This is a genomic window from Mesorhizobium sp. B2-4-1 (assembly GCF_006442185.1).
Taxonomy (GTDB): Bacteria; Pseudomonadota; Alphaproteobacteria; order Rhizobiales; family Rhizobiaceae; genus Mesorhizobium.
Map to the genome: position 1 here is coordinate 1 of NZ_VFVN01000002.1, position 13,706 is coordinate 13,706.

At 61.5% G+C, this 13,706-nt stretch carries 16 protein-coding genes, 3 tRNA genes and 1 pseudogene; 6 read left to right on the forward strand and 14 right to left on the reverse strand.

All coding sequences use genetic code 11. The features are described 5' to 3' along the window. Positions 1-77: pseudogene (locus FJ949_RS04500) on the reverse strand (elongation factor Tu); the annotation flags it as partial. Positions 78-370: 293 nt separating this feature from the next. Here FJ949_RS04500 and FJ949_RS04505 point away from each other — a divergent pair. Further along, a complete protein-coding gene (locus tag FJ949_RS04505; RefSeq protein WP_140493546.1) occupies positions 371-1,258 on the forward strand; it encodes a DMT family transporter in 888 nt (295 codons plus the stop codon). Between the two features lie 238 nt (positions 1,259-1,496). On the opposite strand, the gene FJ949_RS04510 is transcribed toward FJ949_RS04505, so the two are convergent. Continuing rightward, complete coding sequence (locus tag FJ949_RS04510; RefSeq protein ID WP_140493554.1) at positions 1,497-1,754, reverse strand: GlsB/YeaQ/YmgE family stress response membrane protein; 258 nt, start codon at positions 1,752-1,754, stop codon at positions 1,497-1,499. Between the two features lie 129 nt (positions 1,755-1,883). On the opposite strand from FJ949_RS04510, the gene FJ949_RS04515 reads away from it, so the two are divergent. Continuing rightward, a complete protein-coding gene (locus FJ949_RS04515; protein ID WP_140493557.1) occupies positions 1,884-2,342 on the forward strand; it encodes a YidB family protein in 459 nt (152 codons plus the stop codon). 83 nt (positions 2,343-2,425) lie between these two features. On the opposite strand, the gene FJ949_RS04520 is transcribed toward FJ949_RS04515, so the two are convergent. Further along, a tRNA-Gly gene (locus FJ949_RS04520) sits at positions 2,426-2,499 on the reverse strand. A gap of 90 nt (positions 2,500-2,589) precedes the next feature. Further along, positions 2,590-2,674: transfer RNA gene (locus FJ949_RS04525), tRNA-Tyr, on the reverse strand. A 197-nt stretch (positions 2,675-2,871) separates the two neighbouring features. On the opposite strand from FJ949_RS04525, the gene FJ949_RS04530 reads away from it, so the two are divergent. After that, complete coding sequence (locus FJ949_RS04530) at positions 2,872-3,717, forward strand: RNA methyltransferase (RefSeq protein WP_140493560.1); 846 nt, start codon at positions 2,872-2,874, stop codon at positions 3,715-3,717. Positions 3,718-3,763: 46 nt separating this feature from the next. On the opposite strand, the gene FJ949_RS04535 is transcribed toward FJ949_RS04530, so the two are convergent. The 3 genes from FJ949_RS04535 to gcl all read right to left on the reverse strand — a co-directional run bounded on the left by FJ949_RS04535 (position 3,764) and on the right by gcl (position 7,475). Then, positions 3,764-4,651 (reverse strand): 2-hydroxy-3-oxopropionate reductase, encoded by an 888-nt coding sequence (locus tag FJ949_RS04535; protein WP_140493563.1) that lies wholly within the window; start codon positions 4,649-4,651, stop codon positions 3,764-3,766. Between the two features lie 223 nt (positions 4,652-4,874). Further along, positions 4,875-5,672: a hydroxypyruvate isomerase gene (hyi, locus tag FJ949_RS04545; RefSeq protein ID WP_140493566.1), complete on the reverse strand. Its 798-nt coding sequence runs from the start codon at positions 5,670-5,672 to the stop codon at positions 4,875-4,877. Between the two features lie 21 nt (positions 5,673-5,693). Then, a complete protein-coding gene (gcl, locus tag FJ949_RS04550; RefSeq protein WP_140493569.1) occupies positions 5,694-7,475 on the reverse strand; it encodes a glyoxylate carboligase in 1,782 nt (593 codons plus the stop codon). A gap of 213 nt (positions 7,476-7,688) precedes the next feature. Here gcl and bhcR point away from each other — a divergent pair, with 213 nt between their 5' ends. Next, positions 7,689-8,510, forward strand: a complete 822-nt coding sequence (gene bhcR / locus FJ949_RS04555; protein ID WP_140493574.1) for an HTH-type transcriptional regulator BhcR — start codon at positions 7,689-7,691, stop codon at positions 8,508-8,510. On the opposite strand, the gene FJ949_RS04560 is transcribed toward bhcR, so the two are convergent. The 4 genes from FJ949_RS04560 to FJ949_RS04575 form a co-directional block, all read right to left on the reverse strand. Then, positions 8,511-8,870, reverse strand: coding sequence for a hypothetical protein (locus FJ949_RS04560; RefSeq protein WP_140493579.1), 360 nt, complete (start codon positions 8,868-8,870; stop codon positions 8,511-8,513). A 210-nt stretch (positions 8,871-9,080) separates the two neighbouring features. Continuing rightward, positions 9,081-9,386: a BA14K family protein gene (locus FJ949_RS04565; RefSeq protein ID WP_140493582.1), complete on the reverse strand. Its 306-nt coding sequence runs from the start codon at positions 9,384-9,386 to the stop codon at positions 9,081-9,083. Positions 9,387-9,605: 219 nt separating this feature from the next. Further along, entirely contained in the window at positions 9,606-9,812 is a 207-nt protein-coding gene (locus FJ949_RS04570; RefSeq protein WP_140493585.1) for a hypothetical protein, read from the reverse strand. A gap of 204 nt (positions 9,813-10,016) precedes the next feature. Continuing rightward, on the reverse strand, positions 10,017-10,187 hold the full coding sequence (locus FJ949_RS04575; protein WP_140493589.1) for a hypothetical protein: 171 nt from the start codon (positions 10,185-10,187) through the stop codon (positions 10,017-10,019). 158 nt (positions 10,188-10,345) lie between these two features. On the opposite strand from FJ949_RS04575, the gene FJ949_RS04580 reads away from it, so the two are divergent. Then, positions 10,346-10,421 (forward strand) — tRNA-Thr (locus FJ949_RS04580). Between the two features lie 44 nt (positions 10,422-10,465). On the opposite strand, the gene FJ949_RS04585 is transcribed toward FJ949_RS04580, so the two are convergent. After that, entirely contained in the window at positions 10,466-11,656 is a 1,191-nt protein-coding gene (locus FJ949_RS04585; RefSeq protein WP_140493592.1) for a helix-turn-helix domain-containing protein, read from the reverse strand. A gap of 209 nt (positions 11,657-11,865) precedes the next feature. Further along, on the reverse strand, positions 11,866-12,435 hold the full coding sequence (locus FJ949_RS04590) for a DUF2569 family protein (RefSeq protein WP_140493595.1): 570 nt from the start codon (positions 12,433-12,435) through the stop codon (positions 11,866-11,868). 195 nt (positions 12,436-12,630) lie between these two features. Here FJ949_RS04590 and FJ949_RS04595 point away from each other — a divergent pair, with 195 nt between their 5' ends. Beyond that, the gene (locus FJ949_RS04595; protein ID WP_140493598.1) at positions 12,631-12,837 is read left to right on the forward strand and encodes a hypothetical protein; all 207 of its coding nucleotides are present in this window, start codon (positions 12,631-12,633) and stop codon (positions 12,835-12,837) included. Between the two features lie 187 nt (positions 12,838-13,024). Here FJ949_RS04595 and FJ949_RS04600 read toward each other — a convergent pair whose 3' ends face one another. Then, the gene (locus tag FJ949_RS04600) at positions 13,025-13,639 is read right to left on the reverse strand and encodes a TetR/AcrR family transcriptional regulator (protein ID WP_140493601.1); all 615 of its coding nucleotides are present in this window, start codon (positions 13,637-13,639) and stop codon (positions 13,025-13,027) included. Positions 13,640-13,706: the final 67 nt, after the last annotated feature.

Here is a 13,706-nt window from a genome sequence, read left to right on the forward strand (position 1 = left end):
GTCTTGCCATGATCAACGTGGCCAATCGTGCCGATGTTCACATGCGGCTTGGTGCGCTCGAATTTACCTTTTGCCATAGTCTCTTTCCTTGGACGGCCTGGACCTTCAGTTCAGTCGAATGCGGGGCGATTAGCGACAAAGGCCAAAAAACACAAGCGTCTTTTGCCCGGGCGCCTTCTCACTCGGTCCGAACCCGTGATCCGATTGCGGGGATATGGCGCTGATATAGGAACGTGTCGCGTGAAATGGAATGGCCTAAACCCCTGTGCAATCGCGCCGGCCTCCCGCGCCCCGCTCGTCGGTCGCTGTCGGATTTGTCGGCGCTTCATGGCCCATTGCGGCGGTGTTCCCGCTCTGATTTCCTGCACCGATGCATTTCATCCCGACAGCCGTTCGCGGCCCCCTGTTCATGATCGTCTCGACCGGGTCGTATCTCGTCAACGATACGATGATGAAGCTCGCTACGGCGGGCCTGCCGTCCTATGAAGTGCTGTTCCTGCGCGGCGCGGCGGCAGCGCTCTGGGGCTTTCCGCTGCTGTTTGCGCTTGGTTATGGCAAACAGATCCCGCTGATCTTCGACAAGCGCGTGCTGCACCGCAACCTGCTCGAACTGGCCGCCATCCTTTGTTACGTCGTGGCGCTCGCCAACATGCAGATTGCCGATTCCACCGCGCTCGGACAGGTCACGCCGCTGTTGATGCTGGTCGGCTCCTCTATCCTGTTCGGCGAGCGCATCGGCGGCCAGCGCATGGCGCTGATCGGTCTCGGCTTCATCGGCGCGCTGATGGTGGCGCAACCGACCATGCAGGGCATCTCGGTCTACGCCTTGCTGGCGCTCGGCAACGCGGCATTGTCGGCCGCGCGCGATCTCACCGGCAGGCGGGTTCCGGCCGAGGTGCCGGGAATGATCGTGGCGATTTCCGCCGTCGTCGTGGTGCTTATCGGCGCCGGTGCGGCACACCTGGTTTCAGAGCGCTGGATCATGCCCGGAGCACATCATTTGCTGCTCATGGCCGGAGCCGGGTTCTTCCTGATCTTCGGCCATTTCTTCATCTTCATGGCCTATCGCGTCGGGCCGACCAGCGCGGTGGCGCCGTTCTACTACTGCTTCACCGTCTGGGCGATGATTTCGGGCCTGCTGGTGTTCGGACAATTCCCCAACGCACTGGCGATCTGCGGCATCCTTCTGGTTGTGGGCAGCGGACTGGCCATCGTCTCGCTCGACCAGCGCAGGCGCCGGCTGACTGTCGTGGCCTAAGTCGGCTCCAGTTGCGGCCGATCATCGCCGGGGTCTCGCCGCAAAGCTCAACACGCTGCCCGCGAGATCCTCAAGAGGGTCGGATAGGACGCGCCAGACGGCGCTCCGCGGTGGCAAACACCGCCGATGATGGACAGACGACGGCGCATGACCCGAAAGGCGGGATCCGGTTTCGGGAAAGGTCATGGACAAGCGAACGGATAAAATCCCATCCCGAACCTTCGGAATGGGACTGGTGCTAAATAGTCCGCTTGCCGGCGAACTGGTGGTAAGCCCACAACACGACCACGGCGCCCACCACCGCGACGATCAGGCTGTAGATGTTGAGACCGGTCACGCCCGACGCGCCGAAAGCGCTGAAGATCAGGCCGCCGACAATGGCGCCGACAATGCCGAGCACGATATCCATGATCATGCCCTGGCCGCTCTTGTTGACGATCTTGCTGCCAAGAAAGCCGGCGATGACTCCCAGAATAATCCAGCTGATGATTGACATTTTTCCTCTCCAATCCCCTGCCGCGTCCATCATTTTCATATGATTGTCAAAAGCTCAAGCCAGCTTGAAATTCCGCCCGATTGCGTCATTGTGACGATGGGACGGGCTTGGTTGACAAGGAGATCCACGATGGGACTGTTTGACAATGCCGTTCCGGGCGGCAACATCACCAAACCCCTGATGATCGCGCTCGGCGCGCTGCTGGTCGGAAAGATGCTGAGCGGCAGGAGTGCCGAACAGCCGGAGCAACCCCAAGCTCCCGTACCGGCCGAGCCCAGTGAAACCACGGCCGGCGATGGCGGCCTGCTTGGCGGACTGGGCGGCCTGCTCGACAAATTGAAGAACTCCGGCCACGGCAACGTCGCTGATTCCTGGGTCGGCACCGGCCAGAACCAGCCGATCAACGCCAACGACCTGGGCAACGCGATCGGACCGCAGGTCATCCGCGAGATCGCGCAACGGACGGGACTCGACGAGCAGGAACTGCTCAAGCAATTGAGCACGGCCTTGCCTGGCATCGTCGACAAGCTGACGCCGAACGGCCAGGTGCCGCAGCAACACCAGGTCGCGTCGGCCTTCAACAGCTGAAGCGAGCGGACAGCCATCCTCTGGAGCGCTGCGCGACCTGGCCGCGCAGTGTTTCAGCTTGCCGATGGCGTGGGTTGGAGATCTGGAGCGGGTAGCGGGAATCGAACCCGCATATTCAGCTTGGAAGGCTGCTGCTCTACCACTGAGCTATACCCGCGCCGTGCACTGAAGTACCGGATTCCACGGAAAAGCGCCATGCGCTTTTCGCCTCCGACGCTTTCACGTTTCAGGGCTTCCGGGCCGGCAGTGGTGGAGAGGGTTGGATTCGAACCAACGTAGGCTAAGCCAACGGATTTACAGTCCGTCCCCTTTAACCACTCGGGCACCTCTCCAGTCTGCCGCCGGAGCCATGCAACGAGGCATTCTTGCCGATCCGGACCCGAGTATCACTTCTCCGAAATCAGCGAAGCGCCTTATGGCGGCAAGGCCAGTGGGTGTCAACCGCGTGGCAAGGGTTTTTCGATGTTGTTCGCCGGCTGCGGCGACGGGCCATATCCCTGGCCGCCGGAGACCGCTATAGAAGCCGGCCATGAGCAACAAGACCGGCACCCCGAAAGACACCCACTACGCCAAGCTGCGTCGTGCACACCGCGACGAAAAGAGCGGCGGCGCGCCGGCATTCCGGCCGCGCCAGCCCATGCCGCCGGGCGAGAACGCAGCCGACGGGCTGGTGCGGCTCTATGGCCTGCATACGGTGCGCGCGGCACTCGACAATCCGCGCCGCAAGATCCGGAAAATGCTGGTGACGCGCAATGCCGCCGAGCGGCTGGGACTGGCCGACTTCGCGGCCCTGCCCTTCAAGGCGGAGCTGGTCGAACCCAGGGACATCGACAAGATCACGGGTTCGGATGCCGTGCATCAAGGCGTGCTGATCGAGGCCGAGCCGCTGAAGCCCAAGCGACTCGACGCTCTTGGCGACACAAAGCTGGTGCTGGTGCTCGACCAGATCACCGATCCGCACAATGTCGGCGCCATCCTGCGCTCGGCGGTCGCCTTCGATGCCGGCGCGCTGATCACCACGGCGCGCCACAGCCCGCAGGAATCGGGCGTGCTGGCGAAATCAGCCTCCGGCGCGCTCGAACATATCGACCAGATCGAGGTCAAGAACCTGGCCGACGCGCTCGCGCAACTGCACGAGGCCGGCTTCCAGACAATCGGTCTCGATTCGGACGGCCCGGCCGAACTCGAAACGAGCTTTGCCGGCGACAAGCTTGCCCTGGTGCTGGGCGCGGAAGGCAAGGGCCTGCGCCATAAGACGCGCGAGACGGTGACGACACTGGCTCGCCTCGACATGCCCGGCGCCATCCGCTCGCTCAACGTGTCGAACGCGGCGGCGGTAAGCCTTTATGCGGCACGGAAATTCTTGAGGCAGTAGGGCAGTACGGCAGTAGGGTTTCCAAATCGGCCGGAACGGGCGGCTCCTACTGCCCTACCTCATGCCCGGCCATCCGCTCCAGCGCCCTGACCAGGGCCGAGTGATCCTCCCTGGCGCCGCCATTGGCGGTGCAGGAATTGAACAGTTGCTGGGTGGTCGACGTGTTGGGCAGGGAGACGCCGAGCGCCCTTGCGCCTTCCAGGGCGAGGTTGAGATCCTTCTGGTGCAGTTCGATGCGGAAACCCGGCGCGAAGGTGCGCCTGACCATGCGTTCGCCATGCACTTCGAGGATGCGCGAGGCGGCCAACCCGCCCATCAGCGCCTGCCTGACCTTGGCGGGGTCGGCGCCGGCTTTTGAAGCAAAAACAAGCGCTTCGGCGACGGCTTCAATGGTCAGCGCGACGACGATCTGGTTGGCGACCTTGGTGGTCTGGCCGACGCCGTTCGGTCCGACCAGGGTGATGTTCTTGCCCATCTTCTCGAAAACGGGCCTGGCGCGCTCGAACGCCCTCTCCTCGCCGCCGACCATGATGGTGAGCGATGCGGCCTTGGCTCCCACCTCGCCGCCCGAGACCGGCGCATCGAGATAGTCGCAGCCCAGTTCGTTGATTTTTTTGGCGAAGACCTTGGTCTCGATCGGTGAGATCGAGCTCATGTCGATGGCCAATTTGCCTTTGGAAAGACCTGATGCGACGCCGTTGTCGCCGAACAGCACCTCGGCCACGTGCGGTGTGTCGGGCACCATGGTGATGATGATATCGGCGGCCTTCGCCACGGCGGCATGGCCGGTGACAGTTTTCAGTCCCTTGGCCACCAGTTCGGCCTGTGGCCTGGAGCGGTGGTCGCTGGCGATCACCGTGTAGCCGGCGTCCAGCAAATGTCCCGCCATCGGCGCGCCCATGATGCCAAGGCCGATGAAGCCGATGGTTTCCATTGTGGTTCTCCGTCTTGTTGAGGTTGCGTTCCTTCACGCCCCCCTCTGGCCTGCCGGCCATCTCCCCCACAGGTGGGGAGATTGGCAGTTTCGGCGCTGGCCCCAACTTTCCCGGTTCAAAATTTAGCGAAGCCGCCGGTGACATCCAACCTCCGCCCTTGGTGGGGGAGATGGCCGACAGGCCAGAGGAGGGCGTGAAGGAACGCGAGTTCGATTTCGACAGCTAAGCCGCGGCACTTCCCTGCCCGGCCAGCTCCCTTAACCAACCCAACCCTTGCTCAGTTCCGGCCTTCGGCTTGTATTCCGCGCCGACCCAGCCGGAATAACCAATGCGGTCGATATGCTCGTACAGGAAGGGATAGTTGATCTCGCCCGTCCCCGGCTCGTGACGGCCGGGATTGTCCGCAAGCTGGATATGCGCGATGCGGCCGAGGTTTGCCTCGATGGTACGGGCGAGATCCCCCTCCATGATCTGCATGTGGTAGATGTCGTATTGCAGGAACAGGTTCTTCGAGCCGACGCGGTCGATCAGCGCCAGCGCCTGGTCGGAATAATTGAGGAAGAAGCCTGGAATGTCGCGCGTGTTGATCGGCTCGATCAGCAATTTGATACCGGCCTGCTCCAGTTTCTCCGCCGCGAAGGCGAGGTTCTCGGCAAAGACATCCTCGAGCACCTTGCGGTCGACGCCGGCGGGCGCGATGCCTGCCAGGCAATTGACCTGTGAGCAGCCGAGCGCCTGCGCGTAGGCGATCGCCTTGGCGATGCCCTGGCGGAATTCCGGCACTCGGTCCGGCAGCACTGCGATACCGCGCTCGCCCTTGCCCCAGTCGCCGGCCGGCAGGTTGAACAGCACCTGCGTCAGACCGTTCTTCTTCAGCCGCGCGGCCACCACCTCGGGCGCATGGTCGTAGGGGCCTATATATTCAACGCCTTTGAAGCCCGCGCGGGCAGCTGCGTCAAAACGTTCGAGGAAGTCATGCTCGCCAAAGAGCATCGAAAGATTGGCTGAAAAACGCGGCATTCTTTTTGTCCTTCTTCCGTCCTAGTCGAGCATCACGATCGCTGTCGGGGCATCCTCTTGATGTTCGGCAAGGTCTTCGAATTCGGTGATCTTGTCGATCTCGGTGCCCATCGAGATATTGGTGACGCGTTCGAGGATGAATTCGAGCATTACGGGAACCTGATGCTCCTTCATCAGCCGCTGCGCCTCCTTGAAGGCACCGGCGAATTCTTCCGGTTTGCGCACCCTGACCGCCTTGCAGCCCATCGCCTCGGCAACAGCGACGTGGTCGACGCCGTAGCCGGCCTCGGGATCGTCCGATCGGTTGATGTTCTCAAAAGCAAGGCTAACCTCGTAATCCATCGAGAAGCCGCGCTGCGCCTGGCGGATCAGGCCGAGATAGGCATTGTTCACGACGACGTGGATGTAGGGCAGCCTGTGCTGCGCGCCGACCGCCAGTTCCTCGATCATGAACTGGAAGTCATAGTCGCCCGACAGCGCCACGATGGTGCGGTCGGGATCGGCGGCGCGCACGCCAAGGGCTGCCGGCAGTGTCCAGCCGAGCGGGCCGGCCTGGCCGCAATTGATCCAGTTGCGCGGCTTGTAGACATGCAGGAACTGCGCGCCGGCGATCTGCGACAGACCGATCGTGGTGACGTAGGTGACGTCGCGCCCGAACGCCTTGTTCATCTCCTCATAGACGCGCTGCGGCTTCAGCGGCACCTGGTCGAAATGCGTCTTGCGCTTCATGGTCTTCTTGCGGCCCTGGCATTCCTTCGCCCAGCCCGACCAGTCGCGCAGTCTTCCGGCCGTTTTCCATTCGGTGGCGACGTCGAGCAGCATCTTCAGCGCAGCGCCCGCATCCGAGACGACGCCGAGATCCGGGGCAAACACACGGCCGATCTGCGTCGGCTCGATGTCGACATGGATGAACTTTTTTCCCTTGGTGTAGACATCGACCGAACCGGTGTGGCGGTTGGCCCAGCGGTTGCCGATGCCGAAGACGAAGTCGGCTTCCAGCATCGTCGCGTTGCCATAGCGGTGCGAGGTCTGCAGGCCGCACATGCCGGCCATCAGCCGATGGTCGTCGGGGATCGCGCCCCAGCCCATCAGCGTCGGGATGACGGGCACGCCGGTAATCTCGGCGAATTCTATCAGCAGGTCCGACGCATCGGCATTGATGATGCCGCCGCCGGCGACGATCAGCGGCTTTTCGGCGGCGTTGAGCATCGCCAGCGCCTTCTCGGCCTGGGCGCGCGTCATCGCCGGCTTGAACGGCGCCAGCGGCTCATAGGCGTCGATGTCGAACTCGATCTCGGCCAATTGGACGTCGACCGGCAGGTCGATCAGCACCGGTCCCGGGCGCGAAGACCTCATCAGGTGGAATGCCTTCTGAAGCGCCATCGGCACGAGATAAGGCTCCATGACGGTGACCGCCCATTTGGCGACGGGCGACGCGATGGCGGCGATGTCGACGGCCTGGAAATCCTCCTTGTTCAGCCGCGCCCGCGGCGCCTGGCCGGTGATGCAGAGGATCGGGATGGAATCGGCTGATGCCGAATAGAGCCCGGTGATCATGTCGGTGCCGGCCGGGCCCGACGTGCCGATGCAGAGCCCGATATTACCTGCCTTGGCCCTGGTAAAACCTTCGGCCATGTGCGAGGCGCCCTCCACATGGCGGGCCAGCACATGACGGATGGTGCCCCTCGCCTTCAGGGCCGAGTAGAGCGGATTGATCGCCGCGCCCGGCACGCCGAAGGCGCAGGCGATGCCTTCCTTTTCGAGAACGAGAACCGCCGCATCGACAGCGCGCATCCTGGCCATTGTTCCAGCCCTCCACAGGGTTGTCATTGTTGGATAACCGAGAATGTCAGCAAGCGGCCTATTTTTCAATTTTTTCAAAATATTTTTTCATTTCTAGGAAGCTGCCGTTGCCAATTGATTTCCTTTCTCTTTTTGTTTTCCAAAAAGTGGCAATGCAGAACGCGTGAAAAACTTTTTCATTGTCCGTTCGGGAAAATCGTGCATGATGGCGCCATGGAAACCGCTGAAAAACGCCAGCGCGGCCGGCCGCGCGCCTTCAACGGCCCGTCGGAGGCGGCTTCGGTGCAGTCGTTGGACCGGGCCTTGCGCATCCTGGCCATCGTTGCCGAAGGCAGCGGCCTGTCGCTGAGCGAGATATCGGCTCACAGCGGTCTGGCTGCCTCCACCGCCTACCGCATGCTGACGACGCTCGAAAACCACGGCATGGTCGAGTTCGACAGCTCGGACCAGCTTTGGTCGATCGGCGTCGAGACCTACCGGATGGGCGCGGCGTTCCTGCGCCGCCGCAAGCTGGTCGACCGCGCGCGCATCGTCATGCAGGAGCTGATGGAGAAAACCGGCGAGACCGCCAATCTCGGCGTCGCCGAGGACGATTGCGTGGTGTTCGTCAGCCAGGTCGAGACCCACCAGGCGATCCGCGCCTTCTTCCGACCGGGCACGCGGAGCCCTTTTCACGCATCCGGCATCGGCAAGGCGGTGCTGGCCCATCTCGAGCCGGAGCGCGTCGGAGCCATCCTGCGCAAGGCCGGCCTGCAGCGCTTCACCGACAGGACGCTGTCCGACATCCCTGCCCTCGCGCATGATCTCGCGACGATCAAGCTGCGCGGCTGGTCGGTCGACGACGAGGAACGGCACCCAGGCATGCGCTGCGTGGCATCAGCCATCTTCAACGAATTCGGCGAGCCGATCGGCGGAGTCTCGGTGTCGGGCCCGACGGTTCGGGTGACGCCTGAACGGCTGGCCGAGATCGGCCCGCTGGTGCACAGCGCCGCGGCCGAGGTGACCAAGATGATCGGCGGCGTGCAAACCGGATGATCAACCTGCTCCGGGCAGCGCGCTTCTGCTCGCAAGATCGAAGAAATCGAGCAGGATCGCCATGCCGACACCGCAGGCGGTGAAGACGAGGCCGGTGATGAAGATGCGGTTGGCGCGTTCATAGGCGCTCAGCCGCAGGCACTTTGTGTCGAGCAGAAGCGACAATGCCCGCATCTGCAAGGCGATGCCGGCCAGGATGGGCAGCACGGCGACGAGATGATAGGTCTGCCACGGGATCGGATTGGCGGCCCAATGCGTGATGAATCCCAGCGAAAACGCCAGCAGGATGCCGACGGCCGTGACCGTGCCGTTGCGGAAAATGATTTCGACCTGTTCCTCTTTCGGGTCCTGCTCGTCCAAGGATCACCCTCCCCCATATCGCCCGCAGATCATCGCCAAAGCAGATTAGGCCTTCGGGAAATGCCTGTACATTGCCGATCGCATCGACAAAACCGAGGACTTTCAGGCATCTCATTGAAAGTCGGCTATCCAACAGGCGTGCCGCTGTCCAAGCAATAGAAAAGAGGCTCGCCTGAGCCCCTCTTCTGGTGCTGAACGGTGCTCCTCCTCTCAGAGACGGCAGTAATGGCGATAGCCGTCGTAACCGATGTAGGTGTCGGAGTCCGGATCGTAGCTCGAATAGCGATCGAAGCAGCGGCGGACGTGCCACGAGCCGCCGTCCTCATCCACATAGACAGCGCGGGGCTGGGCAAGCAGGCTGCCCAGGACAAAACCGCCGACGCCGGCGGCGATGCCGATGCCGAGGCCATGGTGGTGGTGATGCGAATGAGCCGCCGAAGGCTGAACGGTGCCGACCAAAGCGGTGGCGGCGACGGTGGTGGCGATGAGGCTGGAAACGAGTGCGCGCTTGAACATGATGATCTCCTTGCTTCGTTTGGAGAGGCGACCCATCCGCCTCTTGATCATCTGTCGTTCGGCACAAGAAAAAGGTTCGAATCTTTTTTGAACGTGAACCGAGGAGGTCGTGCTGACGGCGGCCTGCAAGGGCCTGGCTAGACATTGATGACCGGTCCCATTTCGCCCAACGAAAAAGGACGGCCGAAGCCGCCCTTTCGGGAGAATTGGGTCCCTCCATCAAAGAAAGATGATCACCTTGCCGTGCTTGTGGTAATGATGGTTATGGTGCTTCCACCAAAACTTCTTGAAGTGCTTCTTGTGATGGTTGTGGTGATGATGGTGGCCGTGCATGCCGTGGGCCGACGACGTGCCGACGGTGCCGGCGAGCGCGCCGGTGGCGACGAAAATGGCAACGAGGCCTGAAACGAGAGTGCGCTGGAACATGATGATCTCCTGGATCTTTTGATCGAGGCGACCCATTCGCCTCTGACCATCAGTCGGCGCGGCGCGGGAAAAGGTTCGAAAGGTGGAGGAGATTTTTTTCGGCAAGGCCGGAGACGGGATGAATCGTGAGTAGTGAGTAGTGAGTAGTAGGCTATGAGCAGCAGGCTGACTACTGACTACTGACTACTGACTACTGACTACTATTCACCACCCCATGCCCGTGACATGGCGCAGCCAGAAGGCGAGCGCGATGAAGCCGATGATGGTGGTGACGCCGGTCCAGTCGATATTGGCGTTCTTGACGCTCCTGATAAGCTTCACCAGAAGCATCCAGGCTATGACGACGATCGGCAGGATGATGACAAATCTGATCATGCGACAGCCTCGCCCAAGCGATTGCACCTGCCGTAGATATAGGAAGCGAATTGGCCGTTTTCAGGATGCCGTGCCTGTTGCCCGGCAGCGTTCATGAGCGCCTCAAAACCGACATTTGTCTTTACTGGCGCCGCAAATATGGCTAACCGGTGCCGCATGCCCTTGTAGCTCAGCTGGTAGAGCAGCGGTTTTGTAAACCGAAGGTCGCGGGTTCGATTCCTGCCGGGGGCACCACCCTTCGCTCTGTACGGCCCGGAGACATAGGTAACAGAATGTACCTAAGACATGGGTGACAACCTCGTGCCGAACGGGTTGTCGATGGTCTGCAAGGTCCTCTGTTCCAAGTCGATATACCCCAGATCATAGTGCATGAAGGAGACGAGCCAAATGCCGTCGTCGACTTCGCTGATTCCGAGCCTCTGGCCGGCGAGCACGGTGGAGATGTTGATTTTCTTCCTGTGCATGCAGATGCGGCCGCAGGCGGTGACGAGGATGTCCTTGTCATGGAAGGGATATTCCAGCCCGGGGAGGCCTTGATAGGCTCTTGAAGAGCCTCTGTAGAGCTCGGCTGGCACCTTCATGCCGATGGCCTCGTGGGGCCTCTCGTCATTGAATTCGCTCATGAAAGCATCGAACCTGGCCTGCTGCTGCAGGACGTTCATGCCCGGCGGCCGGGTCGTTTCGGCCTTGAGCGTGCGGTGCATGCGCCCATGGCGAGCGTTCTCGTGCGGGTTGCCAGGCCGGATGCGCTCGATGGCGATGCCGAGCCTCAGCCAGAACACCGACAGCCTCGATAGATTGTAGAGGCCGTTGGGGCTTGCGAAAGGAAGGCCATTGTCGCTTCTAATCGCTTCCGGCAGGCCACGTTCCTTGAAGAGCCGGACGAAAGCCTCAAGGACGGGAATCTCCTTTGTCGAGTCAAGGGCTTCGCAGGCCAGCAGATAGCGTGAAGCCTGGTCGGTGACGGTCAGGGGGTAACAGTAGCGGCCGTTGCCGAGCTTGAACTCGCCCTTGAAATCGGCGCACCAGAGATCGTTGGGCTGCATCGCCTGTGACAGTTGCGTGCCCGCGGCCTTGTTCGCCCGGTTCCTCTTGCGGGCCTGGCTCACAAGGCCGTGGCGGTCGAGCACGGCATGAACTGTGCTCTTGGCCGGAATGCGCACGTCGCCGGCCAGTTTCCTGATCAGCAACTCCCTGATCTTCCTGGCGCCCCAGTGCGGCTTCTCTTGCTTGTTTTCCACAATCATCCGCTCGATCTGGACCGGCAGTTGGTTGGCATAGCGCACCGGCCGCCGAGAGCGGTCCGTCAGTGCCTCAAGGCCCTCATCCTTGTAGCGATTGAAGATCTTGTAGCCCGTCTTGCGCGAGATGCCGAACTCCCGGCACACATCGCTCATGCCTTCCCCGTCCAGAAGACGGGCCACGAAGCGTAGACGTTCCTCCATCACCGAACACTCTCTCCACGGCATCAACACCTCCGGCCAAAAGCCAAAAGTGTTACCCATGTGTCCGGTACAAAACGTCACCTATGTCTCGGGTCGCTCACTCTTCAAGCTTCGGGTGGCAGGCCACCCAGCCCGTTATAAGAACACCAGATCTCGCAAAACGAAGGAGTGTCCTCCGAAGCCTGTCGCAGGAGGACTGCTCATGCGAAGAGGCGAAACCCAGCGGACTTTCGCTAGGAGGCTGTCGCGACCTGGCCGGCTGCCACTTCGCCGCCGAACGTGTTCTTCACCCTGACGGACTTGTAGACGTAGGCGACCCAAGCCCCGGTGAGGATGAACGACAGGACGGGTGTCGCCAGCGCATCTCCAGCAAGGATCTGGCTCACCGGGACGCCCAGAGTTGATGAGATCAAGATCGTGTCCAGGACGAACACAACCGGTATCGCAATCCACTGAACCAGAAACAATTGTGGAAAGCGTCGGCTTCGCCGCAGCATCGAAATGAGCACAACCAGTTGAAGCGCCAGAAATGCCAGATTGAGGGCAACCTCGCTATACACCGCAACCAGTCCATTTGGCAGGGGCATGAGTTGCCGGTAACCCTCGGCCGAATTGGCCAAGTCGGCGAGCGTGCGCAGCGGCGACAAAACCTGACCGATCGCAAGCAGCATAAGCCAGCCACCGAATCCTACAAGAGCCGCCGGGCCCTGTGACGGCTTCACGGCTGAGCGAACCGCAAAGAAAACAGGCACGCCGATGATCAGCAGTACGATCGTCCAATGCCAGATTGAAAACGTCCCCATTAACCTCTCCCCTTCGCACTCCTATAAGTTGTATCAGATTTCAAATTCAACTCAAGAGGCGACTTCGCGTGCAATGTGGTCGGTGCCGAAGCGGCGACTTTCTCCTGCTGTCCTGAGTCTCGAGCCGCAACCCGGAACCAAACCCGGCCGGAGACGGTTAACGATCGAAGGGACCGCAAACTCTGTAGCGGAACAATGATCGAACTCTTGGACATGGAACTGGCCAGAGCCAGGCAGCGGATTGGCCGAGCGGTACTCGCCCTCAAACGAGCGGAAGAAATGCTGGACGGAGACTGTGGCGTCGGCATCAATCTCGCGCTTTGCAGCAGGATAAGGTCCGCGCAGCGGCGCGTCACCGAAGCGCGAGAGCGCCTGACGAAGATCGATCCGACCGATCACTGATTTTTACCTGCGACACTGCGGCCGCGTCTTTCCTTTCGGTCGATGCTTCGAAGGAATCGCTGATTAGGCCCAGCGGCTACGCTGCCCTGTGCGCGGGGCCCGGCGGTGTAGACGGGCGCCGCCGTTGGCACTCATCGTCAGTCACACTGGCAGCGGAAGCTGGTTCATGCCGCGGTCGCTTCCATCCTCACATCCCGATCGCCGCCACCAGGATCCGGTTCTGCCGTCGGATCGCCGCGCGCAGTTCCGCTATCCTTGCCTCGTCGCGCTTCACGAACTCGATGAACATCATGTTCATGTTGTTGAAGACCAGCTCACCCACCGCCTGCCCGTCGATGTCGCGCCGCACCAGGCCGATCTCCTGCAGCCTTGCGATCAGGGCACGGATCTGTTGCGTCAGAGCGCGGTCGAGCGCCGTGTAGGCTTGGCCGAACGGGCTGTCGGGCAGTTGCGTCGAGATCGCCATCGCCTGGCGCCACATCTCCTTGCTGAGATAGTGCAAGGAGTGCTCGATATAGATGCCGATCAGCGTGTCCAGCGCATCGCCGACATTGGCCGGTGGGCTGTCGACCACGCCTCGCCCGGCATTCAGCACCTCGTTGACCTCCATGGAGACGATGGCGCCGAGGATGTCGCCCTTATTCTGGTAGTAATTGTAAATCGTCCCGATCGACACTTCGGCCTGGGCGGCGATCGTCTCGATCTTGGCACCTTCATAACCGGCCTCGCGGAAAAGCTCGGCCGCCGCCTCGATGATGCGGCGGTGCCGGTCGGCCTTTTGCCTTGCCCTCAATCCACTCATGCCGGCTGGTCTGCCACAAAAACAGAATTGACTCAATTTTAGAATTGGTTCAACTTTTTGCAAGAAG